Raw genomic sequence first — 26098 nt, forward strand, 5'->3', positions numbered from 1 at the left:
ACATGCCGATCCTCTACACCGCCGAGGCCCTGGCCAGCGGCGACGGACGCAACGGCCGCGCACGCACCACCGACGGCAAGCTCGACCTGAATCTGTCGGCTCCCAAGGAACTGGGCGGCGACGGCGAGGGCACCAATCCCGAGCAGCTGTTCGCGGCCGGGTACGCGGCCTGCTTCCATTCGGCGCTGCGCCTGGTCGGCAAGCAGGTGAAGGCGAACATCGACGACTCCGCGGTCGGCGCCAAGGTCGGGATCGGGCCGAACGACGCGGGCGGCTTCGGCCTTGCGGTTACCCTGGAGGTATCGCTCCCCCATCTGTCCAGGGAGGACGCGCAAGCGCTCGCTGACAAAGCACACCAGGTCTGCCCGTATTCCAACGCGACCCGCGGCAACATCGACGTCCAGGTCCTCGTAGCCGAGGACTGATCGAGAAGGAGCGGATATGCGTGCCGTAGTCATCGAACGGTTCGGTGAACCGAAGGATGTACTGACCACCGCCGAACGCCCGGTCCCCGAGCCCGGCCCGGGCGAGGTGCGACTCGCGCTGATCCTGTCACCGATCCACAATCACGATCTGGCCATCGTGCGTGGCGTGTACGGCTACCGGCCCGAGCTGCCCGCCATCCCGGGCAGCGAGGCGGTCGCGCGGGTAGACGCGGTGGGTCCCGGCGTCACCGACATGTCGGTCGGACGGCGCGTGACGGTGTCCGGTGCGATCAATGTGTGGGCCGACTACTTCGTGGTCCCGGCCCGCCAGGTCATCCCGTTGCCCGACACGGTCTCCGACGAGACCGCGGCCCAACTGCTGGCCATGCCGTTGAGCGCGCTGATGCTCATCGAGGACCTCGGGCTGCGGTCCGGCGAGTGGCTGGCGATCAACGCCGCCAACGGCGCGGTCGGCAGGCTCGTCAACGTCTTCGCCCGGCAGCGCGGTCTGCGCGTGCTGAATCTCGTTCGCGGCCCAGGCTCCGTCGCGGCGCTGCGGGAACTCGGCTACGAGCCGGTGCTCGACACCGAGAGCGCGGGCTGGCGTGACCAGGTGGACGCCGCCACCTCCGGTGCGCCGATCGTCCGGGCCGTCGATCAAGTGGGCGGTCGCGCCGCGGCCGACGAACTGGCATTGCTCGCGCCCGGCGGTCAGCTGATCTCCTTCGGCGCGCTCTCGGGCAAGCCGCTGACGCTCGATCCGGGCAGTCTCATCTTCGGCCAGGCCGTGGTCAAGGGCTTCTGGGGCTCCAAGCGGATCGAGGAGATCGGCGCGGACCAGCGCGGACGGCTGATCAGCGAACTGATCGATCTCGCCGCTCGCGGTGAGCTGCGGCTGGACATCGAAGCCGCCTACCCGCTCGAGGCCGCGGCGGACGCCGCCGTCGCCACCGAGACGCCGGGCCGCGCCGCCAAGATCGCGCTGCGGGGTCAGCCCGCCTGACCGGCGTTCAGCACGGCCATCGCGGCATTGTGCCCGGGAATGCCGCTGACGCCGCCGCCCCGGATGGCGCCCGCACCGCACAGGAACACGTTGCGGTGGCCGGTCGCCACGCCCCACCGGGCGCCGGGGTCGGCCGGGTCGGCGTCCTCGGGGAGGTAGGGGAAGGCCAGGTCCCGGTGGAAGATGTGTCCACCGGGCAGGCCGACCTCACCCTCGAGTTCGATCGGCGTCTTCGCCTCCAGGCAGGGCGCGCCGTTCTCGTCTCTCGCCAAGCAGTCCGCGATCGGTTCGGCGAGCACCGAGTCGAGTTGCGCCAAGGTCGCTTTCACGAACTCTTCTTTCGCCGACGCGTGGTCGGCGGCGAAGAGTTTCGCGCGAGCGTGCAGTCCGAACAGGGTGAGCGTATGCGCACCCTGCTCAGCCAGGTCCGGTGCCAGGATCGTCGGATCGGTCAATGTGTGGCAATAGATTTCGGCGGGCGGCGCGGACGGAATGCGGCCGATCGCGGCCTCGCCGTAGGCGCGGTCGAGTTGGGCGTACGACTCGCCGATGTGGAAAGTACCGGCGAATGCGTCCCGTGGCTCGACTTCGGCGTCGCGCAATCGCGGGAGGCGGCGCAGCAGCATATTGATCTTCAACTGCGCACCCTCGGGCTTCGGTGGCAGCGGCTCGCCGAGCAGCCCGGCGAGCGTATACGGCGCGACGTTCGCCAGGACGTGGCGCGCTCCGATCTTTCCTTCTTCGTATCCGACTTCCGCTGTGTCGCCGTCGGTTTCGATGCTCGTCACCGTGCAGTCGGTGACGATCTCCGCGCCCGCTTCCCGCGCGGCCGTGGCCAGTGCGTCGGTGAGCGCGCCCATGCCGCCGATCGGCACGTCCCAGTCGCCGGTGCCGCCGCCGATCACGTGGTACAGGAAGCAGCGATTCTGCCGCAGCGACGGATCGTGCGCATGGGTGAACGTGCCGATCAGCGCATCGGTGAGCACCACGCCGCGCACCGTGTCGTCGGCGAAGGTCGACTCGATCGTCTCACCGAGCGGCCGCTCGAACAGCGCTTCCCAGGTGGCCGCGTCGTCCACGATGTGCCGTAACGCCTCCTTCGACACCAGTGGCATGGTCAGCGTCGGAAAGACCCGCCGGGCCAACTCCCCCATATTCGCGTAGAACCGCTGCCATGCGCGGAATTCCGTATCCGAGCCGGTCAGCCGCGTGAAACTCGCCTCCGTCCTGGCCTGCGCCGACGAGACCAGCAGACCGCCCTCCCGTACCGGCGTGTAGGACGAGACCTCCCGCCGCCGCGTCTCGAACCGCAAGCCCAAGTCCGTCACGATCGACCACGGCAACAGGCTCACCAAATACGAGTACCGCGACAACCGCGCGTCGACGCCCGCGAACACCCGCTCCGATACCGCCGCCCCGCCGGTATGCGGCTGCCGTTCGAGCACCAGCACCGACCGCCCGGCCCGAGCCAGATACGCGGCGGCCACCAACCCGTTGTGCCCGCCACCGACGATCACGACATCGTAGGAAGAGCGCGTCGGCGTCATGGATTCTCGATAGCACGAATCGGCGTCGGGCGACAGCGTCCACGCCTACCGCCACGGCGTGGCGATCCGGCCGGGGCCGTCAGCGCAGTCGGGCCGCGAGCCCGTCGAGGACGACGCCGAGTTGCCGTTCGAACCTGCTGTCACCGTCGTCGCGGAGGTGCCCGGCGGCCTTGACCAGTTCGGCGCCTTCACCCAGCCACTCATCACGTTCGGCGAGCGAGTACCGCGCCGGGTCGACGTCGGCCGACTGGCTGCGCTCCTGTTCCTCGATAACGAAGCCGACGACGTACGCGGTGACCAGGTCGAGGGCATCGTCCGCCTCCGCCAGTGCGAACCCAGCCGCTGTCAAGCGCGCGAGCCAGGATTCCTTCGCCCGCACCACTTCGGGGTCGGAGAAGCGCGTGCCGCTGAAGATGCGCGCGCCGTCCCGGTGGCGCAGGTATTCCGCGCGCAAGACGCGGGCGTAGGCGGCGACGTCGTCGCGCCAGTCGGCGCCGGAAGCGATCGCCGAGAGGGCGTCGGTGACGCGGCGCATCACGAACGTGCTCATCTCGTCGAGCAGTTCCTGCTTGTCGCGGACGTGCCAGTACAGCGCTGGGGCCTTCACCTGGAGCCGGGAAGCGAGCGCGCGGACGGTGAGCGCATCCATGCCCTTCTCGTCGAGCAGCTCGAGTGCCGCCGCCACGATCCGTTCCCGGGTGATGCCCTTTGCCACGGTTGACACCTTAACAAAGTTCAGGAAAGGTGGGCGATGCGGTTGATCTAACTTAGTTAAGGAGCTTGTCATGCGTGCTGCAGTCGTCGACACCGCAGGAGCGACACCGGTCTGCGCGGACTTCCCCGACCCGGAACAGCGGCCGGGCCGGGCGCCGCTGAGACTCGTCGGCGCGGGCCTGCACCACGTCGTCCGCGGGCTGGCATCCGGCCGGCATTACGGCAGCGACCATGCCTACCCCCTCGTGCCGGGCGTCGACGCCGTGGCCAGGACCGACGACGGGCGGCTGGTCTACACGGGCCTCGCCCGGTCGCCGTGGGGAACGATGGCCGAATGGCTGGTCACCCCGTTCGAGGTGGAGCTGCCCGCCGGGGCCGATCCGCTCGCGACCGCCGCCGGCGTGAACCCCGCCTTGTCGGGCTGGATGCCCCTGACCACCCACCGCAAGAAGACAGGCGAACTCGGCACCGTGCTGATACTCGGGGCCACCGGCATGTCCGGCAGCCTGGCCGTGCGAGCGGCGATGTCTCTCGGCGCGAAACAGGTCATCGCGGCCGGGCGCGATCACGAGGCGCTGGAACGACTGCGAGGCCTCGGCGCCGTCACCGTTCCGCTCGCGGCCGCCACACCCGACGCCGGGGCGGCCGCCTTCGCCGCCGTTGTCGCCGAGGCGCAGCCCACGCTGGTGCTCGACTTCGTGTGGGGTCCCGTCGCCGAGGCCACCTTCGCCGCACTGGCGAAGGGCGGCATGGACGACGACGGCACGGCGATCGACTACGTGCAGATCGGCTCGCTCGCCGGAGCCGAGGCGGCGTTGCCCGCGGCTCTGTTGCGCAGCAGGCGGATCCGGATCAGCGGCAGCGGCGCGGGCTCGGTTTCGAAGGCCGCGATGATCGCCGAGCTGCCCGAGGTCCTCGCCAGGTTCGCCGACGGCACCTTCGACGCGCCGTACACCGACTACCCACTCAGCCGCGTCGCCGAGGCCTGGGCGCATCAAGGGCGCACCCGCGCCGTCGTCGTCCCGGACTGACCGGACCCGGCGCGAGAAGGGAGGAAACGGGCAGATACGGCTTCGATGTCGCGGTTGGCCGCCGGGATGTCGCTCGACTGCGGGAATGCCTTGCGGTCTTCGGCTATAGGCCGAGAACAGGGCTCGGTCAGGTAGCCGCGGTGAGCAGGGCCACCGCGGCCGCGCGAGCATGCCCGCCGACACCGGCCGGATCATGCATCGCCGCGACGACGGTCGCGCCCTCCACCAGCATGAGCAGCTGACGGCCCAGCACGGCGGGATCCTCTGCTCCGGCGCGGGCGGCGATGCCGGTGAAGAGGTCGAGATAGCGCTGCAGGTGCCGCGCGGTGATGGTCCGCACCTCGTCGTCGTAGTGCTGGGCCGACGCGTTCACCATGGCGCAGCCGCGAAAGGCCGGTTGTGCGTACCACTCGCCGAGCGCGTCGAAGACCGCGGCCAACTGCTCGGCGGGGTCGTCGCCGGCCGACTCCACCGCACTCGCCAGCCACCCACCCACCTTTTCACTGCGCGACTCCAGCATCGCTCGCACGAGCCCGTCTTTGGTGCCGAAGTGGCGATACAAGGTCTCCTTGGACACCCCGAGCCGCGCGCACAGTTCGGCTACACCGATTCCGTCGAGGCCGCGCTCGTACAGCAGCGGTTCCGCCGCTTCGAGGATGGCGGCGCGGGTGCGCGCCGGGTCTATCGTCGAGCCTTTGGCCACGGGCATACATAGATGGTAACGGCTGGTTCGATCACCTGCTAGCATCCAAGGTCGTACCGATCGGTTCGACCTTGGAAAGGCCCGCGTTCATGACCCCGATATGGCAAGCCGCGCGCCTCGCCCTCGGCACCGCGTCGGCATTGGGTTTCGGACGGTTCGCATACGGCTTGCTGTTACCCGCCATGCGAAGCGACCTCGGCTGGAACCTGGCCGATGCCGGAATGCTCAGCACCGCAAACGGACTGGGCTATCTCGTCGGCGCCGTGGCGACACCCGCAGTGGTTCGCCGCCTTGGCACGGCAGCCGCGTTCCGCACCGGGATGACGCTGACCGCAACGGCGTTGACGTCCACCGCCGTCGGCAATGACCATCTCTTCCTGCTCGCGACCAGAGCCGTGGCCGGGGCGGCGGGTGCGGTCGTCTTCATCACCGGCGGCGTCATCGCCTCGCATATCGCCACGCACGCGTCATCCGGCACGCCCATCGCCGTCTACTTCGCGGGCACCGGGGTCGGCATAGTGCTCAGCGGCACAACCGTACCGCTGGCGGGGGATCACTGGCGGATGGCGTGGGTCGGCCTGGGTATCGCCGCAGGCCTTGCGGCCCTGGCGAGTTGGACCGCCACCCGCGTCGACTCACCGGCTCCGAAAGTCGCCGGACACGCGCACTTGCGGCCACTGTGGCCGACAGCGCTCGCGTATCTGCTGTTCGCGGGTGGATACATCACCTACATCACCTTCCTGTCGGCGTACCTGGTCGATCGGCACGCCTCGACGCTCGAGGTGATGTCGGCCTGGACCGCGATGGGACTCGCCGTCGTCGCGGCACCTGTTCTGTGGAGCCGCCCGATCAGCCGCTGGCCGGGAAGCAGGGCATTGTGCGTCCTGCTCGCGGTCTTGGGCGCAGGCGCGGCACTGGCTTTGGCGACTCCCGCACCACCTGTCCTGCTCGCCTCCACAGTCGTCTACGGGGCAACCTTCATGAGTGTCCCCGCCGCGGTCACGGCCTTGGTCAAGAACAACACCGTACCGGTGGATTGGACCGCGACGCTGGCAGCCTTCACGACGGTGTTCGCCGTCGGGCAGACCGCAGGACCTTGGATCGCCGGGATCGTCGCGGATCACACGTCCACCGACGCCGCACTCGCCTGCACAGCGATCGCATGCGTCGCCGCGTCAGGTAGCGCCGCCATCCCACCCCCTCACTCCCCCGACCAGAAGGAGAACGACAATGACGACTTTCGTCCTGATCCCCGGCATGTGCCACGGCGGCTGGTGCTTCGAGCAGCTCACCGAGCAGCTGCGTACGCGCGGCCATCGCGTGTTTCCGCTGACCCTCACCGGGGTCGGTGAGCGCGTTCATCTGCGCCACGGCGTGAATCTGGACACTCACATCCAGGACGTCACCGCCGCGCTGGCGGCCGAGCACATCACCGACGCCGTCCTGGTGGGACACAGCTACGGCGGCATGGTGATCACCGGCGCCGCCGATCGCGCGGCGACCCGGGTGAGCGCGCTGGTGTACCTCGACGCCGTGGTTCCCGGGCACGGGGACTCCTGCTTCACACTGGTTTCCGAGGAAGAGCGGCGGTGGTACCTCGACGTGGTCGACACCGGCGACGCGGTCCGCCCGCTGCCCTTCTTCGATCCGCGAGCCACAGCGCACCCGCTCGCGTCGGTTCTCCAACCACTCACGCTCACCGGGGATCTCGGCCACATCCGGCGCAGGGATTACGTCTACGCGGCCGGATGGGAAACACCCTCACCGTTCACCGCCACCTACCAGCGATTGCGGGACGACGCCGGGTGGACGACTCACGCGCTCGACGGCGGACACAACCTGATGCGCGACGCTCCCGAAGACCTGCTGCGCATACTGCTCGACGTCGCCGAATCGCACTGACGTCCAAGCGATCCAATCGGTCGGCCTCGGCCTGCGCCATCCCCGGCCGGACCGCCCCCGACCGGTCCCCGACCTCACTCGAGGCGCTGTCCGACACGCAGGACACTCAGATAACGGCGTGACGCCCGGTCGCCCATCCGTGTACGGATGCGCTCGGCGACGGCATCGAGCAGGGGCTCACGGACGTCGCGGGTAAGCCTGCGATACAGCGACGTCGAGCGAAGGAGATCGGCGAAGCCGTCCCCGTCGAACCACTGAACGGTTGGGTACCAACGCACGATCGTCGGGCCGAACAATGCTCCCGGATCCTCCACCAGGCCCCAACCCTCGCCGGTGGCGCGCACGTCATCCTCCAGTGGCGGATGACCCCAGCCGGGGTTGCCGGGGTAGAACCGCTCGTGCAGATCGGCGGTCTCGGCGTAGACCTCCGGCTCGCCCGGCCTGCGGACGACGACGTTGCCGAGCAGCGCCATCCAGCCTCCGGGACAGAGCACGTCGTGGGCTCGCCGCCAGCCGATCGACGGGTTCACCCAATGCCACGACGACGCGGCCACGAGGGCGTCGAAGCGTCGGCCACGGTCGTCCCACTCCTCGAACGTCGACGTCTCGACTTCGATGTTGTGCAAACCAGCGATCCGCCGCCGAGCGAATGCGGCCATGTCCTGGCCCGGCTCGATCGCGGTCACCGAGCAGCCGAGCGCTGCCAGCGAGCGCGTCGCCTGACCGGTACCGCAGCCCACCTCCAGCACCGCCGACCTTTCGGTCACGCCGGTGATGTCGCAGAAATCCGCGAACAGCTCGTCAGGGTATCCCGGCCGGACTCGGTCATAGAGCTGCGGCACCTCGTTGAACACTCGGCCGAGGTCGTGTCGATTCGGGTCCGTCTTCCGATCGTCGGTCACGAACGGACAAGCTACGAGGCTCGCCCACCCCGTCGCCACCGGTTTACCGGCAGCCGATGACGCGTTACGTCGTTCCTGGCCGACGCGCGCTCACGTCGGTGACCGATCCTTCTCATGCACGATGTGTGCGTGCGTTTCACTTTCACCGGCGTGGCGCAGTTGAGTGCCGTGCCCCGAGTAGCTGTCGTCATCGATGTGATGCGCGCGTTCACCACAGCGGCGTACGCCCTTGCGGGTTCCGCCGACCGGATCGTCTTCGCCGACACCGACGACGCGGCATTGGAACTGAAGGCGCGCCACCCGGATTGGCTCGCTGTGCGTGACGGCGCACCGGCGCCGGGATTCGATCTGTCGAACTCGCCCGGACAGCTCAGCACACAGGATCTGCGAGGCCGCACCCTGGTGATGAAGACCACCGCGGGTACCGCGGGCGCGCTGGGCGTCGCCGACGCCGACGTGGTTCTGTGCGCGAGTTTCGTTGTCGCGCAGGCGACCGCGAGACACCTGCGGAAGCTGGCACCCGAGCACGTCGTCTTCGTGATCACCGGAGACAACGGAAGCGCCGAGGAAGATTCGGCGTGCGCGCAATACATCGCCGCGTTGCTCACGGCCGACGACGTCGATCCGCGTCCGTTCACGAAACGTGCCCTGCACTCGACCGCCGCGAGGCAGCTGATGGAAGGCGTGGACAAGGGATACCGAGGAGTTCATCCTGACGACGTACAGCTATGCCTGGAGGTCGACACTTACGCATTCGCGATGACCGCGACCAACGACATATGGGGGATGACTCTGGGCGTCGAGGAGCCCTGATCCAACGTCGACGGTGACGCTCCTCACGCTTCAGGCGATGTCTGGGATCTCGATGTCCGGCACACGCCCTTATGGTGGACCGATGGCATCGGTCAAGCAGGTCCAGGTCACCTTCGACTGCGCAGAACCCGAGCGCGTCGCTCGCTTCTGGTGCGAGGTGTTGGGCTACGTTGTACCGCCGCCACCAGAGGGGTTCGCTACGTGGGAGGATTTCGATCGCTCGCGGCCGCCTCAGCTTCAGGGTTCGTCGTTCGCCTGCGTCGATCCCTCGGGAGTGGGCCCTCGGCTGTACTTCCAGCGCGTTCCCGAAGGGAAGGTCGTCAAGAATCGAGTGCATCTCGATGTGCGGGTCGGCACCGGCCTCGTGGGTGAACAGCGCCTCGCCACACTCGAAGCCGAGTGCGCACGACTTATCGCCCTCGGCGCGATACGCGTGCGGCTACTTTCCGCCGATGACCACAACGAGTCGTGCATCGTGATGCAAGACATCGAGGGCAACGAGTTCTGTCTCGACTGAGAGACGCGACCCCGGTACTACCCGCCTCCAGCTTCGCCGCTGTTGCATTCTCCACGCTTTGGCAAGGCACCCAAGCGCATTAGCTTTGCTTACGAACGACTTTGGGCGCGGAATTTTGAAACACCACAGGTGGTTCGTTCGATGAGACGATTATGTTGCCGGGGCGGCCGCGGAGGAAGCTGACATGATCGACGGAATGGCCGTTGCCACTCACCTGGCTGTGGCACTGGGGGCAACGGGCGGACGGCCCGTGGACCGATCGGTGGATCAAGGATTGACCGCGCTCACCGGTGTGGTCACACGCGGGCTCGGACGACGCGCACTAGATGACCTCGACCAGAACCCGCACAGCATGGCAGCACGCCGCCAACTCGCCGCCGAGATCGAACGCGCGGCAGCCGCCGACACGGAATTCGCCCGCGAACTCGCCGCCCTGCAAGCCACGCTCGGCAGGCTGAACGGCGGAACCGTGATCAACACCGCGACCCACGGCAGCCGGATCGTCACCGGCAGCAAAGGCATCACGGCTGGTGGCAGCATTCACAACACCACATACGACATCGCGTCGGATGAGGATCTGTCCCGAGCTCCGGTCTGGACGAAGGCACTGTTGTGGATCGGCTTGGTGTTCGTCGGTATCGGCTTCGTCGGTGGCCTGATCGGCATGTCTCGAGGCGCGTCGGTGTCGGGGCAGTTCAACTTGCTGCCGTTCTTCCTCATCGGCGGTGTCCTCATGACCTTCGCCGAGCTCGGCGCGAGAACGTCGACACCTCGACGCCGCCGGTAGGTCGGAAGCAGTTCGCCCGCTCGGTCGCCTTGCGGTGGTACAGCCAGGTCGTCACCCCGACTAGTGAGATCCGCAGGAGAATTCAGAGCTTGTCGGATGTGCGGCGGTTTACTGGAAAACAGCTGGATCAAGGCCTCTTCCGCCCGTCGGATCAAAACATGCTGCGGTTTATGGGTTTTCGATTTCCACCCGCGCGATCATGCCCAACTCCTGGCATGCAGACCGCTACCTCGGGGGTCGTACCAGAAATCAGCGAGATGAATTTTCAGTCGGAATGTGTGAAACAACGCCGGTGGCTCGTTCGATGAGATGGTTATGCTGCCGGGGCGGCTGTGGAGGAGACTGACATGATCGACGGAATGGTCGTTGCCGCATATGTGGCCGCGGCACTGGGGGCAGCCGGTGGAAGGTTGGTCGACCGATCACTGGATCAAGGACTGACCGCGCTCACCGGCGCGGTCACACGCAGGCTGGGACGGCGCGCGCTCGACGACCTGGACCGAAACCCGGCCAGCATGGCGGCACGCCGCCAACTCGCCGATGAGATCGAACGCGCGGCAGCCGCCGACGCGGAATTCGCCCGCGAGCTCGCCGAACTCCGAGACAGACTCGACCGGATGAACGGCCCGACCATCATCAACACCGCCACTCACGGCAGCCGGATCGTCACCGGCGGGGACGGCATGACCGCTGGAGACGACATCCATAACACCACCTACGATTCTCCGGCCCCCGGGGATCTGTCGGGGGCACCTCTGTGGAGCAGGGTCCTGATCTGGATCGGCACGACAATCGGAGTGATCGGCTGGGCGATCGCCGGAATCGCGATTGCCCAGCACACACCGGGGCACATGAACGATGCCACAAACGGATTCGTGGTCTTCATGATCGGAGTCGGTATCGCGCTGGTGGGTCAATACGGCGCAAGCACGTCGACACCTCGACGGCGGCGGTGACGCCAGCCCATCGCCCCACCTCCGAATGATGGACGCGGCCACTTCCTCACCGCAGGCCCTGGACGATAGACCGGATACGTGCGGAGGCCACGACCAACGCTGATGCGGCATTGCGTTCGGCTGTGCTATGTTGGGACTCGCGGCCGTCGAAGATCAAGTTCCGACAACGCATTCGAGGTGGGGGTAATGAAATCAGTATTTCGCATGGGCATCGTCGCCGTCGCGGTAGGCATCGGCTCCGTCGTGATCGCCGGACCAGCCCAGGCCGACGTATGGCGTGATGCGGTATGCGGCCACGGGTATCACTACGGCCAGAAAGTCGATATCCACGGCCAGCAGTGGAAGATCGAAGGCGAACGAGGCAACGGCGCAGGATACATCCTGAGCGATAAGTACGGTCGGACAAACCAGGTCGACTGCTCGTAGGCACTCACGACCACGGTTGTCAGTTGAGGCGGCACTTTCGGATTCTCCCGAAAGTGCCGCTTCATCAATGCAATCTACGAACGGAAAGCGACACGTCGAGAGCACGCGGAGCGCTCCCTGTGCGTAGGTTCAGACTGCATCATTGCTCAACCCGGCGATCTCGTCCATCAGCATCCGCAGGGTCAGGGAGTGTTTCTCGGGCGGAAGGGCATCCATCGCGCTGCGTGCGGCCCGAATTCCTTCGGCTCGATCACCCGCTCTGACCAGCATCAGACCGCGATGCATCTCCAGATGCGTTGCAAAACGCGGCAACTCGGCCGGAAGCTCTCTTCGCGCCTGCTCTTGCGAGGCCACCGCCGATTTCTCATCGCCGAGCCGCGCAGCGAGCAGCGAGAGGAACACGTTCATGCGCCACCACGGAACGGCGTAGTCGGAGGTCTGCTCGTAGGACCCCGATTTGTCGAACACCCGGCGTCCCTCTTCGACGAGAGCGCGCCCCGTCTCGCCATCACCTCGCAACACTGCCGCATGAGCCTTGCCCATGATCGCATTGAGCCGACCCAAGCTCGGCTTGTCCGACAACGCCAGCGCCTGGTCGGCGAAAAGATCGGCGACTCCCAACGCCGCACCCTCGTAGCCGAGGGCGATGGCCGCACGCCCCCGCACCCACACGCGGGTCTGCTCATCCTCGGAGCGGTCTGCGGCTTGGGCGGCCATTCGATACCAGGTGACCGCCTTCGTGCCGTCCGACCCTGGAAAAGTTTTCGAGTACAGCGTCATGAGCCGGGCTGCAGCTCCCCACATCTGCGGACTGTCCAACTGCTGTTGCAGGATTGCCAAGTCAACGGCCAAACGCCGCTGGATATCCGACGCACCGAGTGCCATGTAGTCGGTGCCGTAGGCGCTGAGCTTCTCCTGCCACGCCTCGGTGCTCGGCCCGGCATGGTCCAGCCGCGCCGAGAAACCGGCAGCCAGCAGATCGGACGCCACTATCGGCGCGACGCTGGTCGCCGCCACCTGAGCCAAGAACTTTCGTCTGTTCATGTCATCGTCCTCGAAAACAGCCAGAGGCACGTCCAGCACCGCCGATAGATGGCGTAGCCAAAATCGGCTGGGCACTGTGTCTCCGTTCTCCCAACGCCTCGAGATGTATTCCCGAGAGATATTCGCCCCCGAATGAGCCGCTAACTCGTCCGCCAGCCGCCCCTGCGACCATCCCCGTGCTTTCCGGAGCTCACGGATCAACTCGCCCACACCCATAGGCCGATCATCTCCCGTTTCCACATCGCGCGGAAGGACTAACAGCACCTCCGGCTCCATCTGCCACTACTGATGCCACTATTACGCGCCAGCGAGCCACAGCCGAATAGTGACCCCGGGCACGATGCCACTCCCCAGTGCCACTGCCCAGGCCCGCCTCCGGGCGCGACCCTCGATGTAGCCCCGACGTCGGGTGCCGCCGGTTTTATCCCGGCCCGCCGACTGCCGATAGCCAGCGGCGGTTCGACCTCGGTGTCGGGTGCACACCAATCGTTCGAGCGAGGGGAGACGCTTGTGTATGCGCCGGATCGGTTCGGGGATACGCCGTTGGCGGTGTGCCACTTCTACCGCGAAGTGTGTGACTTGCCTGCCGAGGTGGATCCGCCTCATTTAGGGCGCATCGTCCTACGGGTAGGTCGGGTGCGCGGGTTGATGATGCCCGCGTTCATCGGTTCGGAAGTCAAAGCTTGGATGCACCGCGCTGGTCACCGGGCCGGGCCGGTGTTGACGCATCCTCGGTCCCAGCGCTGGACATTTTTGACCGGGCCCGACCTGCCCGAGGACATTCGGTTGTTCGCGGAGATGTCGCGGTTCAGTGTGTCCATTGTGAGCGGTGGAACCATCGCGTTGCCCGGTCCCGGTCAGCGTCCCGGCCTGTTCCGAGCATGGGTGCACTCGCCGTGCGACGCCTACCGGCCCACCGGCCGGATCGTGGTCGAAGCGATACGGGGATGCGCCGCTGAGCACACGCGGCGGCGTCAGCGGGTGGTGGCACATGCCTGACGACATCAGCGCCGCAAGTGGGGTTCTCGTGCCGGATCGACCATCGCGGCTCTCCCGGTGAGCGGCGATCAGGAGGCCGAGCGCTCCGCCGCCGAACTCGATGTACTCACCGAGGTGATCGGCACGCTGGTGACCACCACCGCGGACGCGGTACGTGACGGGATGACCGAGGCCGCTCGCGCCCATGTGATGGCGAAGGTGATCTATGTCCTGATCACCAGCGCCCGCACCGCCGCAGCGCCCCACACCGGGCGGCTGTATGCCGCCGCGGTGCTCGATCCGATCATCGAGAACACCTCCGCCGCTGACGAGATCACCTTGCTGGATCTGCTGATACCCGCGCTCATCGGCCAGCACGTCGGCGGTATCTGAACAGAACTGACCGCCTCTCGTAGGCTGCGCTCCTCTCGGGGAGGAGCGCAAGCGTCGGGGCATCCAGGGGACTCCGCATAAGCGGGTCTCCACATCGGTGTGCCGAAACCGGCTCGTCGCCTGCATGTTCTGGCCGCCGAAGCTTTTCGTCACCGCGGCCGACGATTCGGCCCACCCGACCCGGGCTACGAACCGGTAGCCGCGACCGCACGAGCCGGACGTCCACCTGATGATCTCGCTGCGGGGGATGCGGTTCGACTTCACCGTATGCCTCTCGGCGGCTTTGGTTTGCGTGCACGAGCACCAGACCCACCGCTATGCCGACGATGTGACCGTCGATCTGCGCGATACCTCTACCTATCCGCGCCTGCCGAACAAGCGCTTGTATCTGCAACCGTGACCGCGCGCCGGCACGGAGACGGCTTGATAAAAACATACGGTCGACCGTATATTTTTCCGCATGGAGCACAACGTCCTCACCGAGGAGACCGACCCGTTCTGCCTGGACCAGGCGGACGCCGTGGCCTTGCTGGCCGGAGCCCCGTGGGGCAGGTATGCCGTTGTCGGCGACAGTCTTTCGGCGGGAACCGGCGATCCCACCCTGGGCTACCGAGATCAGGGCTGGTCGGACCGAGTTGCGGGTGTCTTGCGGTCCGTCCGGCCGGATCTGGATTACCTCAACGTCTCCGAGATCGGGGCGACAACCGCCCAGACGCTCGAGAAGCAGGCGGCCCGCATGCTCGAGTTCTCCCCTGATTTGCTCCACCTGCCCTGCGGGGCCAATGACATCGCGCGGCGCAGGCCGGATTTCGGCGAGATAGAGCGAACGCTGCGGCAGATGTACGACCTGGCGAAGGGAACCGGCGCCCTGCTGACCACTTTCACGCTCGGCAGAGCGTACGTCGTCCCGGTCTTCCCGGACTGGCCGGAGCGGATCGCCACGGTCAACGAGATCGTGCGGGGGCTGGCTTCGGAATACGACACCCTCGTGGTGGACATGTGGGACCACCCGATCAACGACCGCGACAACCTGCTCAGCGCGGACCGTATCCACTTCTCGACCTCGGGTCAGGCCGTCATGGCGGCCGAGATGGTCAAGAAGCTGGCCGAATCCCTTGGCACCGACAAATGAAGAGGGCTCTCATCGTGGCAAGTAGTCAGCAAGCAGCCAGTCGGCCGGTAGCAGTCGCGGAAGCGGACGCGATTGCGTGGATGACGGTATCGATTCTTCTGACCGCCCTGTTCATGGCGGTGCTCGACTCGTTCATCGTCGTGGTCGCCGACCCCTCGATCGCGGCGGACCTGCACGCGTCCGACGGCGATGTCCAGTGGGTGCTGGCGGGCTATCAGCTGAGTTACGCGGTCTTCATCATCACCGCTACGCGCCTGGCCGACATGTACGGCCGCAAGCGGATCTTCCTTCTCGGGGTGGTCCTGTTCACGCTGTCGTCGGTCGCTTGCGCGCTGTCACCGAACGCGGGCAGCCTGATCGCCGCGCGTGTCGTCCAGGGTCTGGGAGCCGCCCTCATGATTCCCCAGGTGTTCGCGTACGTCACGGTGCTGGTGCCCGCGGCGAAGCGGCACAGCGTCTACGGCGTGCTCGGCATCGTCATGGGGATGGCCACCATCGGCGGACAGGTCATCGGCGGACTGCTGATCGGCGCCAACCTGTTCGACTCCGGCTGGCGCCTGGTGTTCTGGGTGAACGCGCCGATCGGAATCGTCATGCTCCTGCTCGCCGTGCGATTCGTGCCGGAGACAGGCTCGGCCGCCGACCGCAAGCTGGACATGTCCGGCGTCCTGGTGCTCAGCACGGCACTGTTCCTCTTGGTGCTGCCGCTCATCCAGGGGCAGGAGGCGGGTTGGCCGGGGTGGGTCTGGGCTTGTTTCACGGGCAGCGCGGTCGCGTTCGGCCTGTTCGTCGCGATCGAGCGGCGCCTGGAACGGCGCGGCGGGGATCCGCTGGTACCGCTGACATTGTTCGGACAGCGCTCGTTCTCGCTCGGGATCGTTCTCGTGCTCGCCCTGTATGCGCTGATCTACTCGTATTATCTGGCCTTGTCGGTAACGATGCAGCAAGGCCTCGACATGTCGGCGCTCGGCGCGGGTCTGGTCTACACGCCCGCCGCCATAACGTTTTTCGTGTTCAGCATGGTGGCGAGCCGGATGGTTCCGAAGTATGGACGACGCGTCCTCGAGGTCGGGGCGATCATACTGGCGACCGGTTACCTGGCGACCGGTCTCTTGCTGGTGTCCGGCCCCAGGATCACTCCGCTGCTCGTGATCCCCACCCTGATTCTGCAGAGTGTCGGTGGCGGACTGGTTATTACGCAGGCGCTCAACACGGTGCTGAGCCGTGTCCGGCCCGAGTCGGCCGGTGTCGCGTCAGGGGCCTTGTCCACGGCCCAGCAGTGTGGCGGAGCGCTGGGCGTCGCCGTCATCGGAGCGGTCTACTTCAGCTCGTTCCACCCGGCCGAAGTCGGCAGGGTCGCCGCCGCAGGCCACGCCTTCGCGGTCGCGTCCTTCGGGACGTTCGCCATCGCTGTCGTAGCGGGCGTTGTCGTCTTCCTTCTTCCGAAGCGGCCGACCGTCCAGGTCTGAATGCGAGGACACGGTCGGAGCTGCGGACGAAGTGGGTCCAGCTATAGCGACGTCCGGGCAGATCGGATGCCCGGACCTCCGCCGGCGAAAACATCGGCGCCGCGACAATGTCGAGCGGATGTCGGCGGGCCATGGCAATCCATCAGATCTGGGTCGCGATGTCGAGCATGGTGAGCACATCCGAGGAGACGTGGAGCGGCACCATGTCGATCACGGCCAAAGCGGTGCGCTCGGGATCGAGCTCCGGATACGCGAACCGGCGTCCGCGGCGGGATTCGTGGCGAGCGTACTCACGGGCCTCGATATGCCAGTCGTGTGTCGGGAGCGTCGGTGTGGCGTCGCCGTCGTCGCGAATCAGGTCGTACACATACGAACGGTCACCCTTCCGGCTCACCCACACGCCCTCGGGCGGCAGGTCGCCTCGCCCCGCGTCGTCGAACGGGCGGCTGGACACCTCACCCGACTCCGAGCACACTACCCATCCGAAGCCGGGCAGTCGCCGACACCAGATGTCGAGGTCGACACGCTTGTACGACGGGAATCCATGCATCTCCCCCTCGCGGGCGAACTCATAGGTCAACCCGTCCACCCGCCGCACGAACTTCACACCCGACATCACGCCATCCTCGACGAACGACCCGGCCGCCTCAACTGAAAACTCCTCGCCGAGCTCGACGAACTTCATGGGACACTCGCGACCCGCCCAGCCGCTCAGTAGCTCGGCGCGGGTTCCGCTGGTTCGCGCTCACTCCGACGAGCCCGACGAGCACGCGGAACCGCCGCATTAAGTGATGCAGCATTCATAGAATATGAGTCCAACCGCCACTCGACGGATGCGATGCGGTCGGAGGACTTCCCCCTTGCCACCTTATGGACTTCTGCGCACGAAACACGCAGTTAAAACACGCATACGGAAGACGAAGCAGCGAGTCCACAGCGAGATACCGCCCGCATGCAGCGGAACTTGCTCCGGCGATCTCGCGTACAACAGTCCGCACTATAGTTACTATGTGAACCAATATTCTTCAACATAGGAGCGCAATGATGCGTACCCCCCTTCGCCTCGCCGCCGCCTCGGTCGCGGCGGCGACCCTCGTCGTCACCGCGGCCGGTGCGACGGCCGAACCGATCAGCTCCGCCCCGGCGACCGCTGTCGCGGCCGGAACCGGCTCGTCGGCGGTGGATTCCGGGGCGGCGGCGGCGCAATCGGCCGTGTACTTCCTCCAGCGTGGTGACGTCATCGGGATTCTCGTGCTCTTGGTCACCGCGCCCTTGCAGATATTCACCGGTGGCGTCTGCGATCTGGCCACCGGGTCGGCGCTTCCGAGTCCGTGCGCCACACCGAGGTGAACGCCCGGTGGCGTCTCCGCGCCGGTGCGCCGCGGCGAATTCGGGACGCACCCTGATCGGACCGCCACCGAACGGGAAAGACCCCGCCCGGCGGTGAAGCCGGACGGGGTCGGGTGTCCCCCAACGAACGAGACGTCGGGTTCTTCGCCGCTATCTACTTCGCCTGGACGGGAGGCTGGTTGATAGTGGTGAAGTACTGGATGGCGGCGCCGATCGCCACCGGGGCGGTGACCAGGATCTGGCCCGCGATGGTGCCCAGGGCGCCGATCGCGATGATGCCGCCGAGGCAGCCGATGGCCGCGGCCGGGATGAACGCGCCGAACAGGCCGACGATCGCCGCCGAAGCGACGGTCGCGCCGGCGATGCCGCCGAGCACGCAGCCCACGGCGCCGCCGCCGATGCCGCCGATCAGGGTGCCGAGGGTGGCGCCCATGGTGATGGTGCTGGTCATGCGGGACCAGGCGGCCTGCTCACGATCGTATTCGTTCTTCCACGGAGCCTTGTCCTCGAACGGCAGGGCGACCGGCTTGTAGGCCGCGTGCGCCATGTCGAACTGCGGGGTCAAAGTGGCGGTGCGATCGGCGATGTCGGCCACGATCGGGAACTCGAAGTCATCGACCCGGAACTTCAGCGGCATGCCGGTGAGCACGGCGCCGTTGGCGGCCTTGATCTTGAACAGCCCGTCCTCGACGACCATGGAACCGGCATCGGTCGTGACGATGGACTGGGTGTCGGTGGCGTAGGCGGTGAAGTCGACGGCGTCCTCGCTGCCGGGCTGCGCACCGGCCGAGCCGGCGGCGATCCCGACTGCGGCGACCAGACCAGCGGCCACCGCAACGATTTTCCTCATCCTTGGTTCTTTCCTCTCGGTTTCTCACAGGAAGCGGTCGCGACGAGCGCGCCGCACACCCACCGCGGTCGCAGCGGGCAGGTCAGAGGTCGAGGACGAGCGGGCCCGACCTGGCCCGCGAGACGCACAGCATCATGGTGTCGCCGCGCGCCCGTTCCTCGTCGGTGAGCAGCTCGTCCCGATGCTCGATGTCGCCGGACAACACCGCGGTCTCGCAGCTGCCGCAGGTGCCTTCGCGGCACGAGGTGACGATGCCGATCCCGGCGGATTCCAGGACGTCGGCGATGGATTGGTTCGCCCCGACGCGGAAGGTCCTGCCGCTGGCCGCCAAGCGCACCTCGAACGGCTCGTTCGGGGCGAACTCCAACTGCCGCGGCACGAAGCGCTCCACGTGCACCGGCACCCCGGCGCGCGCGCCTTCGGCCTCCGCCGCCGCCAGCAGCGGCTCGGGTCCGCAGCAGTACACGGGGGTGTCGGAGAGATCGGCGAAGATCTCGCGCAGCGGCAGCAGGCCGTGCTCGTCCTGCGGCAACAAGTTCGCCAGCGGATAACGCTCGGCGATGGCGTCGGCGAACGCCATGTGTCGTCGGGTGCGGCCGCCGTAGTACAGCGACCAGCGAGCACCCGAGGCTTCCGCGGCGGCGACCATGGGCAGGATCGGCGTGATCCCGATGCCTCCGGCGAGGAAGACATAGCTGTCGCCGCTCACGAGTTCGAAGTTGTTGCGCGGCGCGGACACTCGCAGCACCGAGCCGGGTTGCGCGGCGCGGTGCAGATAGGCCGAGCCGCCGCGCCCGTCCGGTTCGTGCAGCACCGCGATGCGCCAGCGCGCCCGGTCGGCCGGGTCGCCGCACAGTGAGTACTGCCGCACGCCCGCCGCGCCGACCGCGACATCGATGTGGGCGCCCGGTGTCCACGACGGCAGTTCGCCGCCGTCGACCGGGGCCAGGTCGAGCGCGAACACGCCCGCGGCCTCGTCGCGGCGGCACCATACTCGCACCGCTGTGTCAGTCATATCCGTCCCCTAGCCCGGCAACGTCTCCGCGATCACCGTCGCCGAGATGTGCCGCCCACGCACCGGACGAATGGGCAGTCGATTCGCGCAATCGACGTTGACTATCGCCCCCTCGCCCGCACACGCGGCGCGCCGAGACTGACGCCATGACCACTGTGGCGCAATTGGTGGACAAGACCACCCAGTTCATTCGGGACCAGGTCGTTCCGGTGGAACGCGAGGTCGTCGTGGACGGGCGGGTGATGGACGACGCGCTGCGGCTCGAGCTGCAGAAGAAGGCCAAGGAGGCCGGCGTCTTCGGACCGCTGTCGGATCCGCGATACGGCGGCCTCGGCCTGGACACCCGAGCCCAGGCGCAGGTGCTCGAAGCCGCGGGGGCGAGCCTGCTCGGCCCGATCGCGGTGAACGCGTGGGCGCCCGACGACGGCAACATCCACCTGCTCGCGCACGTCGCGAACGAGGAGCAGCAGCAGCGCTACCTCGCGCCGCTGGCCGCGGGCGACGTCCGTTCCGCGATCGCGATGACCGAACCCGCCCCCGGCGCCGGATCCGACCCCGGGATGCTGCGGACCGTCGCCGAGGAGACCGAGTCCGGCTGGGTCATCAACGGCGCCAAGCATTTCACCACGGGCGCGCAGGGGGCGGCGTTCACCATCTGCGTGGCGCGCACGGGTGACGGCCCGACCATGTTCCTGGTCGACCAGGACAACCCCGGATTGCGGGTGGGTCGCCGGATGCCGACGCTCGACCACACCAGCGCGCCCGGCGGCCACTGCGAGGTGACCTTCGACGACTGCGAGGTGCCCGATTCCGCCGTGCTGGGCCAGGTCGGCCAGGGGCTGGCGCTCGCGCAGGTCCGGCTCGCGCCCTCGCGGCTGGTGTTCTGTATGAACTGGCTCGGGCTCGCGGTGCGGGCGCACCAGCTGACCATCGAGCACATCGGCACGCGCACGTCGTTCGGCGTCCCGATCGCCGAGCACGGCATGGCCCAAGGCCTCGTCGCGGACAACGAGATCGACATCGCCGCCGCGCGCGGCGTGATCCGCACCGCCGCCGAGACCATCGACGCGCAGGGGCCGACCTCCTCGCAGGCGCGGCACGAGGCGTCGATCGCCAAGACGTTCGTCTCCGAGGCGGTCTGGCGGGTGCTCGACCGGGCGGTCCAGTTGCACGGCGGGCTCGGTGTCTGCGAAGACCACCTCGTCGCTCGATTCCTGGTCGAGGCCAGGGCTTTCCGCATCTACGAAGGACCCTCGGAGGTCCTGCGCTGGTCCATCGCTCGCCGCGCCCTGCGCACCAAACGCTGAAGGAGACGTCATGACCACGCGTGAAATCGCCGGTTTCGCGGCGGCCTATCCCGAACTCGACTGCGACGCCGTAGATTACGAGTACCTGCGGGCGGTGTCGCAGGAGATGGTTCCGTTCGGCCGCCACGTCGGCACGCTGATCACCGAGATCAGCCCGGAACGCGCCGTCGTCGAAATCCCCGCCGCCGGGTCGGTCCGCAACCACATGGGCACCGTGCACGCCGGGGCGCTGTTCACCGCCGCCGACATCGGCGGAGCGGCCGCGTTCGTCGGCGCGGCGGCCACCCGCCTGCGCACCGTCGAGCGGCTGGTGCTGCGCGGCGGCAGCGCGTCCTACCGCAAACCCGCCGTCGGCCGCATCCGCGCCATCGCGACCGTCGACCAGCGCGAACTCGCCGACGTGCTCGCGGCGACGGCCGCGCAGCGCTTCGAGCTGTCCGGCAAGGCGGCCCTGCTCGATGACGGCGACGTCGTCGTCGCGAAGTTCACCTTCGACTACGTCTGCGACATCACCCTCGCGGAGGACGAGCGATGACCACCGCGGCGCCGCAGAACCGTTCGGAGTTCACCACCCTGGAATCGGCCACGGTGCCGACCGGAGACGGGGTCACCTTCACCGTCCGCTTCCTGGAGTCGAAGAAGCCGGGTTCACCGGTCGTGCTGATCCTGCCCGCCATGGCGATGAAGGCGAAGAACTATCTGTTTCTCGCGAAAGAGCTGCATTCGCAAGGTCTTTCGGTGGCGTTGACCGACCTGCGGGCGCACGGCGAGGCCGAGCCCGGACTCGGGCTGCACCGCGACTTCGGCTACCGCGAGATGATCGAGACCGACCTGCCCGCCCTCGTCGCGGCGGTGCGGGCGCGGTTCCCCGAGGCGCCGCTCCACTTGTTCGGGCACAGCCTGGGCGGCCAGCTCGCGTTGCTGTTCACCGCGGCGGAGCCGGAGCGGATCGCGGGCGTCACCGTCATCGGCACCGGCACGGTCTTCTGGTGGGCCTTCGGCGCGCGCCGCTGGTGGGAGGCGCTGAGCCAGATCCAGTGGATCGGCCTGGTCTCGCGGTGGAAGGGTCACTGGCCCGGTGGTGTGCTCATCCCGGCCCCGATGCCGGGCGGCGTCATGCGTGACTGGTCGATGCACTCGCTGACCAGCTACTACCGCCCCAAGGGCAGCAAGCGCCGATACAACACCCTGCTGCGGAACATGACCGCGCCGGTGCTGGCGATCTCGCTGTCCGACGACGTGCTCGGCCCGAAGTCCAACGTCGACTTCCTGGTCTCCCGGATGCCGAACGCCCGGGTGACCCACTGGCACATCGACGAGAACGCCCCGGTGGCCAATCGCGACCACTTCCTGTGGATCAAGGACTCCCCCGCGATCGCGGCCCGGGTGGCGACCTGGATCGTCGCGGGCGAGCTGCCGGGCTGAGGGGCGACGGTGGCACGACTGCGAATCGAAGCGGTGTCGAAGCGATTCGGCGCCGCCAACGCGGTGCGCGAGGTGAGCCTCGACATCGCCGACGGCGAGTTCATGGTGCTGCTCGGCCCGAGCGGCTGCGGCAAATCCACTCTGCTGCGCATGATCGCCGGTCTGGAGGATCCGTCCGACGGGCGAATCCTGCTGGACGACAAGGACATCACCCATCACGCGCCGCAACAGCGGGACTTGGCCATGGTGTTCCAGAGTTACGCGCTCTATCCGCACCTGACCGTCGCCAAGAACATCGGATTCCCGCTGCGCGCCCGGCGCACGCCGCGCGCGAGGATCGCCGAGCGGGTGTCGGAGGTCGCCGGGGTGCTCGGGCTGACCGAGCTGCTGCGCCGCAGGCCGTCCGCGCTGTCGGGCGGGCAGCGGCAACGCGTGGCCCTGGCGCGCGCCATGGTGCGCGATCCCGGCGCGTTCCTGATGGATGAGCCGTTGTCGAACCTGGACGCGAAGCTGCGCAGCGCGACGCGCGCCGAATTGATCGGGCTGCATCAGCGGCTGGGCGCGACGTTCCTGTACGTGACCCATGACCAGGTCGAGGCGATGACCATGGCCGATCGGATCGCGCTACTCAACGAGGGACGGGTGGAGCAGGTCGGCACACCGACCGAACTCTACGATCGTCCGCGTTCCACTTTCGTCGCCGGATTCCTCGGCGCGCCGCCGATGAACCTGTTCCCCGCCGTCGTCACCGAGCGCGACGGCTCGCTGCGCGTGGTAGCCGATGGGATCGATACCGAATTGGCCATCGGCGTCGAGGGTTTCGACGACGACCTGGAAGTGGTCGCGGGCATCCGCCCGGAACAGCTGCGCTTGGATCCGACCGGCGCCGACATCCGCGGCCGGGTGACGATGGTGGAGAACCTCGGCAGCGAAGAACTGATCCACTTCACCACCGGCGATCGCGTCCTGTGCGCCCGAGCGCCGCGGCCCGCGGGCGTCGCGGTCGACGACAACATCGCGTTGCGCGTCGACCCGGCGCACATCCACCTGTTCCATGCCACCTCCGGGCTGCGTCTGACCTGGCAGGAGACGCGGCAGGACGCCGCCGCCGACAGCGCGGGCGAACCCGTCGCCGTCGCCTGAACCCGAACACCCCTACTCGATGAGGAGAAATACCGTGAAACGCACCGCGCCCATTCTGGGCCTGGTGTTCGCAACCACCGTCGCGCTCAGCGCTTGCGGCGGACTCGGGAGCACCACCACCGACTCGAACGCCGACAGCGCGCGGATTCCGGAACTGAAGCCGGACCAGCAGGTGTCGATCGTGTTCGAGTCCTACAACTACGGACTCGCCGGCGCCTGGACCGACACCTTCAACTCCTTGATCGCCGATTTCCGCAAGAAGTTCCCGAACATCACGGTGACCGCGCAGAAGCCGCAGGGCAACAGCCCGAACCCGGCCACGGACACCATCTCCAGCATCCAGAACCAGATGGTCGCGGGCTCGCCGCCGGACGTCGCCCAGCTCGGCTTCAGCGACCTGGACTTCACCATCCACCAACTCGGCGCCAAGCCGCTGGACACGTTGGTCGGCAAGCAGGAAGTGCAGCACAACTTCGACGGGGCCCAGCACCCCTTCGCGCCGAAGGCCCGCACACTCGCCGACTGGGACGGTCACACCTACGGCGTGCCGTTCGTGTTCTCCACGCCCGTGCTGTATTACAACGCTTCGCTGTTCGCCGACGCCGGCCTGGATCCCGCGAAGCCGCCCGCCACCTGGCAGCAGGTCGCCGAGGCCGCGACGGTGATCACCGGGAAGACCGGCAAGGGCGGCATCTACGTCGACTGCCTGACCAAGACCGCCAAGGACTGGTGCTTCCAGTCGATGGTGCGTTCCAACGGCGGCCGGGTGATCTCCGAGGACCGCACCAAGCTCACTTTCGCCGACGCTCCCGCGGTCGAGGTCGCCGCGATGAGCCGGCAACTGGTCAACTCCGGCGGCATGCCGAAGCTCAACCAGAAACAGGGCTACGAGGCCTTCGCCCGCGGTGAGATCGGCATGATCCTGGAGACCAGCGCGATCCAGGGCACCTTCGTGACCGGCGCGAAGGACAAATGGGACCTGCGCTCGGCGCCGATGCCCAGCTTCGCGGGCAAGCCGACCGTGCCTACGAATTCCGGCGCTTCGCTGCACATCCTGTCCAACGACCCGGCCAAGCAGCGCGCCGCGTGGGAACTGATCAAGTTCCTCACCAGCGAATCCGCCTACACCAAGATCTCGCAGGGCATCGGCTACCTGCCGCTGCGCACCGGCCTCATGGACGACCCACAGGGGTTGCAGACCTGGTCGAAGGAGAATCCGCTGCTGGGGCCGAACGTCGCCCAGCTGGCGAACATGGAACCGTGGATCTCCATGCCCGGCACCAACTACCTGCAGATCCGCGACGGCATGATGGACGCCGTCGAGGCGATCGTGTTCCAGGGCAAGGACCCGCAGTCCACTCTCACCGCCGCCCGCGATCAGGGCGCCAAACTCCTGCCGACGTCATGAGCGAGGTGACGATCGTCCAGCTGACCGACACCCACATCCGGCCCGCCGGGGAACGGGTGCACGGGATGGTGGACACCTACGCCAATCTCACCCACGTGCTGCAGCAGTTGCGTGCCTCACGGCAGCGCATCGACGCGCTGGTGCTCTCGGGCGATCTGACCGACACCGGGTCGCCCGAGGCCTACCGGCGGCTGCGCGGCGCGGTCGAGCCGGTGGCCGAGGAACTCGGCGCGCAGACGGTGTACGTCATGGGCAATCACGACGAGCGCACCGCCTTCGCCACCGAATTGCTCGGGGCCGACCCCGCCGCGCTGGACCCGGACACCACCCACGACCAGGTGGCCGACGTGGCGGGTCTGCGGGTGATCGCGCTGGACAGCACGACGCCGCGACGGCACGACGGACGGCTCGAGGAGCACCAGCTGGACTGGCTGGCCGAGCAACTGCGCGAACCGGCGGCGCGCGGCACGCTGCTGGTGCTGCACCACCCGCCGATCCCCTCGCCCGTCGCGGCCACCGAGTACCTGCGGCTGGAACGGCCGGAGTTGCTGGCCGAGGTGCTGGCCGGTTCGGATGTGCGGTTGATCGTCTGCGGGCACAACCATCTCACCGGGGCGGCGGCGCTGGCGGGCATTCCGGTCTGGATCGGTCCGGCGCTGGCTTACCGGATCGATACGATCGCACCGGCGGGACGTCATCGGGGACTGATCGGCTTCGGCTACAGCCGCATCGATCTGCTCGGTTCGACGATGGTCGCCACGGCGATCGAGGCGACGCCCGCCGAGACCCTCTACGACCGGCCCGAGCAGGACGTGCTCGATCAACTCGCCGCGCTGGCCGCGGAGGCCGGGTAACTCG

At 67.6% G+C, this 26098-nt stretch carries 30 protein-coding genes; 22 read left to right on the plus strand and 8 right to left on the minus strand.

Annotated elements, in window-relative coordinates; genetic code table 11:
- The first annotated feature begins 2 nt into the window (after nt 1-2).
- Nucleotides 3-425 (plus strand): organic hydroperoxide resistance protein, encoded by a 423-nt coding sequence (locus ABZW96_RS19420; RefSeq protein WP_355076393.1) that lies wholly within the window; start codon nt 3-5, stop codon nt 423-425.
- Nucleotides 426-441: 16 nt separating this feature from the next.
- Nucleotides 442-1428 carry a zinc-binding dehydrogenase gene (locus ABZW96_RS19425; protein ID WP_355076395.1) on the plus strand — a complete coding sequence of 329 codons (987 nt, stop codon included), beginning with the start codon at nt 442-444 and terminating at the stop codon, nt 1426-1428.
- Here ABZW96_RS19425 and ABZW96_RS19430 read toward each other — a convergent pair.
- On the minus strand, nt 1416-2975 hold the full coding sequence (locus ABZW96_RS19430; protein WP_355076397.1) for an NAD(P)/FAD-dependent oxidoreductase: 1560 nt from the start codon (nt 2973-2975) through the stop codon (nt 1416-1418). The genes ABZW96_RS19425 and ABZW96_RS19430 overlap by 13 nt on opposite strands.
- Nucleotides 2976-3054: 79 nt before the next feature.
- On the minus strand, nt 3055-3690 hold the full coding sequence (locus ABZW96_RS19435; protein WP_355076399.1) for a TetR/AcrR family transcriptional regulator C-terminal domain-containing protein: 636 nt from the start codon (nt 3688-3690) through the stop codon (nt 3055-3057).
- Nucleotides 3691-3760: 70 nt separating this feature from the next.
- Between ABZW96_RS19435 and ABZW96_RS19440 the strand changes: the two genes are divergently transcribed.
- On the plus strand, nt 3761-4720 hold the full coding sequence (locus ABZW96_RS19440) for a zinc-binding alcohol dehydrogenase family protein (RefSeq protein WP_355076401.1): 960 nt from the start codon (nt 3761-3763) through the stop codon (nt 4718-4720).
- A gap of 127 nt (nt 4721-4847) precedes the next feature.
- On the opposite strand, the gene ABZW96_RS19445 is transcribed toward ABZW96_RS19440, so the two are convergent.
- Nucleotides 4848-5429, minus strand: a complete 582-nt coding sequence (locus ABZW96_RS19445; RefSeq protein WP_355076402.1) for a TetR/AcrR family transcriptional regulator — start codon at nt 5427-5429, stop codon at nt 4848-4850.
- 83 nt (nt 5430-5512) lie between these two features.
- Here ABZW96_RS19445 and ABZW96_RS19450 point away from each other — a divergent pair, with 83 nt between their 5' ends.
- Together ABZW96_RS19450 and ABZW96_RS19455 are read left to right on the plus strand one after the other, a co-directional pair.
- Nucleotides 5513-6775: a YbfB/YjiJ family MFS transporter gene (locus ABZW96_RS19450; RefSeq protein ID WP_355076404.1), complete on the plus strand. Its 1263-nt coding sequence runs from the start codon at nt 5513-5515 to the stop codon at nt 6773-6775.
- Complete coding sequence (locus ABZW96_RS19455) at nt 6681-7325, plus strand: alpha/beta hydrolase (protein ID WP_355076702.1); 645 nt, start codon at nt 6681-6683, stop codon at nt 7323-7325. Before ABZW96_RS19450 ends, ABZW96_RS19455 begins: the two co-directional genes overlap by 95 nt.
- 74 nt (nt 7326-7399) lie before the next feature.
- On the opposite strand, the gene ABZW96_RS19460 is transcribed toward ABZW96_RS19455, so the two are convergent.
- Entirely contained in the window at nt 7400-8227 is an 828-nt protein-coding gene (locus ABZW96_RS19460) for a class I SAM-dependent methyltransferase (RefSeq protein ID WP_355076405.1), read from the minus strand.
- 129 nt (nt 8228-8356) lie between these two features.
- Here ABZW96_RS19460 and ABZW96_RS19465 point away from each other — a divergent pair, with 129 nt between their 5' ends.
- The 5 genes from ABZW96_RS19465 to ABZW96_RS19485 all read left to right on the plus strand — a co-directional run bounded on the left by ABZW96_RS19465 (nt 8357) and on the right by ABZW96_RS19485 (nt 11726).
- Complete coding sequence (locus tag ABZW96_RS19465; protein WP_355076407.1) at nt 8357-9040, plus strand: 2-phosphosulfolactate phosphatase; 684 nt, start codon at nt 8357-8359, stop codon at nt 9038-9040.
- An 82-nt stretch (nt 9041-9122) separates the two neighbouring features.
- Nucleotides 9123-9557, plus strand: a complete 435-nt coding sequence (locus tag ABZW96_RS19470; RefSeq protein WP_355076703.1) for a VOC family protein — start codon at nt 9123-9125, stop codon at nt 9555-9557.
- Nucleotides 9558-9741: 184 nt separating this feature from the next.
- Nucleotides 9742-10344: a hypothetical protein gene (locus ABZW96_RS19475; protein ID WP_355076408.1), complete on the plus strand. Its 603-nt coding sequence runs from the start codon at nt 9742-9744 to the stop codon at nt 10342-10344.
- Nucleotides 10345-10691: 347 nt separating this feature from the next.
- Complete coding sequence (locus tag ABZW96_RS19480) at nt 10692-11300, plus strand: hypothetical protein (RefSeq protein WP_355076409.1); 609 nt, start codon at nt 10692-10694, stop codon at nt 11298-11300.
- Between the two features lie 204 nt (nt 11301-11504).
- Nucleotides 11505-11726, plus strand: a complete 222-nt coding sequence (locus ABZW96_RS19485; protein WP_039804574.1) for a hypothetical protein — start codon at nt 11505-11507, stop codon at nt 11724-11726.
- A 129-nt stretch (nt 11727-11855) separates the two neighbouring features.
- Here the strand turns inward: ABZW96_RS19485 and ABZW96_RS19490 are convergent, their stop codons facing one another.
- A complete protein-coding gene (locus tag ABZW96_RS19490; RefSeq protein ID WP_355076411.1) occupies nt 11856-13046 on the minus strand; it encodes a helix-turn-helix transcriptional regulator in 1191 nt (396 codons plus the stop codon).
- 546 nt (nt 13047-13592) lie between these two features.
- Between ABZW96_RS19490 and ABZW96_RS19495 the strand changes: the two genes are divergently transcribed.
- The 5 genes from ABZW96_RS19495 (at nt 13593) to ABZW96_RS19515 (ending at nt 16742) form a co-directional block, all read left to right on the plus strand.
- A complete protein-coding gene (locus tag ABZW96_RS19495) occupies nt 13593-13769 on the plus strand; it encodes a hypothetical protein (RefSeq protein WP_355076412.1) in 177 nt (58 codons plus the stop codon).
- Between the two features lie 57 nt (nt 13770-13826).
- Nucleotides 13827-14141, plus strand: coding sequence for a hypothetical protein (locus ABZW96_RS19500; RefSeq protein WP_355076414.1), 315 nt, complete (start codon nt 13827-13829; stop codon nt 14139-14141).
- Nucleotides 14142-14370: 229 nt separating this feature from the next.
- Nucleotides 14371-14541, plus strand: coding sequence for a hypothetical protein (locus tag ABZW96_RS19505; RefSeq protein ID WP_355076416.1), 171 nt, complete (start codon nt 14371-14373; stop codon nt 14539-14541).
- 60 nt (nt 14542-14601) lie between these two features.
- Nucleotides 14602-15273, plus strand: coding sequence for an SGNH/GDSL hydrolase family protein (locus ABZW96_RS19510; protein WP_355076418.1), 672 nt, complete (start codon nt 14602-14604; stop codon nt 15271-15273).
- A gap of 80 nt (nt 15274-15353) precedes the next feature.
- Nucleotides 15354-16742 carry an MFS transporter gene (locus ABZW96_RS19515; RefSeq protein ID WP_355076419.1) on the plus strand — a complete coding sequence of 463 codons (1389 nt, stop codon included), beginning with the start codon at nt 15354-15356 and terminating at the stop codon, nt 16740-16742.
- 142 nt (nt 16743-16884) lie between these two features.
- Here ABZW96_RS19515 and ABZW96_RS19520 read toward each other — a convergent pair whose 3' ends face one another.
- Nucleotides 16885-17427, minus strand: coding sequence for a hypothetical protein (locus ABZW96_RS19520; protein WP_355076421.1), 543 nt, complete (start codon nt 17425-17427; stop codon nt 16885-16887).
- Nucleotides 17428-17783: 356 nt separating this feature from the next.
- Between ABZW96_RS19520 and ABZW96_RS19525 the strand changes: the two genes are divergently transcribed.
- The gene (locus ABZW96_RS19525) at nt 17784-18092 is read left to right on the plus strand and encodes a hypothetical protein (RefSeq protein ID WP_355076422.1); all 309 of its coding nucleotides are present in this window, start codon (nt 17784-17786) and stop codon (nt 18090-18092) included.
- A 154-nt stretch (nt 18093-18246) separates the two neighbouring features.
- On the opposite strand, the gene ABZW96_RS19530 is transcribed toward ABZW96_RS19525, so the two are convergent.
- Complete coding sequence (locus ABZW96_RS19530) at nt 18247-18942, minus strand: hypothetical protein (RefSeq protein WP_355076424.1); 696 nt, start codon at nt 18940-18942, stop codon at nt 18247-18249.
- Nucleotides 18943-19024: 82 nt separating this feature from the next.
- The gene (locus ABZW96_RS19535) at nt 19025-19957 is read right to left on the minus strand and encodes a PDR/VanB family oxidoreductase (protein WP_355076426.1); all 933 of its coding nucleotides are present in this window, start codon (nt 19955-19957) and stop codon (nt 19025-19027) included.
- A gap of 146 nt (nt 19958-20103) precedes the next feature.
- Between ABZW96_RS19535 and ABZW96_RS19540 the strand changes: the two genes are divergently transcribed.
- From ABZW96_RS19540 to ABZW96_RS19565, 6 genes are read left to right on the plus strand one after another with little or no spacing between them, the layout of a single operon-like run.
- Complete coding sequence (locus ABZW96_RS19540) at nt 20104-21264, plus strand: acyl-CoA dehydrogenase family protein (RefSeq protein WP_355076427.1); 1161 nt, start codon at nt 20104-20106, stop codon at nt 21262-21264.
- A 10-nt stretch (nt 21265-21274) separates the two neighbouring features.
- Nucleotides 21275-21799 carry a YiiD C-terminal domain-containing protein gene (locus tag ABZW96_RS19545; protein ID WP_355076429.1) on the plus strand — a complete coding sequence of 175 codons (525 nt, stop codon included), beginning with the start codon at nt 21275-21277 and terminating at the stop codon, nt 21797-21799.
- On the plus strand, nt 21796-22689 hold the full coding sequence (locus ABZW96_RS19550) for an alpha/beta fold hydrolase (RefSeq protein ID WP_355076431.1): 894 nt from the start codon (nt 21796-21798) through the stop codon (nt 22687-22689). The genes ABZW96_RS19545 and ABZW96_RS19550 overlap by 4 nt, the downstream gene beginning before the upstream one ends.
- A gap of 9 nt (nt 22690-22698) precedes the next feature.
- The gene (locus ABZW96_RS19555; RefSeq protein WP_355076433.1) at nt 22699-23832 is read left to right on the plus strand and encodes an ABC transporter ATP-binding protein; all 1134 of its coding nucleotides are present in this window, start codon (nt 22699-22701) and stop codon (nt 23830-23832) included.
- 34 nt (nt 23833-23866) lie between these two features.
- Nucleotides 23867-25240 carry an ABC transporter substrate-binding protein gene (locus ABZW96_RS19560; protein ID WP_355076435.1) on the plus strand — a complete coding sequence of 458 codons (1374 nt, stop codon included), beginning with the start codon at nt 23867-23869 and terminating at the stop codon, nt 25238-25240.
- Nucleotides 25237-26094 (plus strand): metallophosphoesterase, encoded by an 858-nt coding sequence (locus ABZW96_RS19565; RefSeq protein ID WP_355076437.1) that lies wholly within the window; start codon nt 25237-25239, stop codon nt 26092-26094. The genes ABZW96_RS19560 and ABZW96_RS19565 overlap by 4 nt, the downstream gene beginning before the upstream one ends.
- The last annotated feature ends 4 nt before the right edge of the window (nt 26095-26098 follow it).

The organism is Nocardia sp. NPDC004168 (genome assembly GCF_040610355.1).
Lineage (GTDB): Bacteria > Actinomycetota > Actinomycetes > Mycobacteriales > Mycobacteriaceae > Nocardia > Nocardia sichangensis.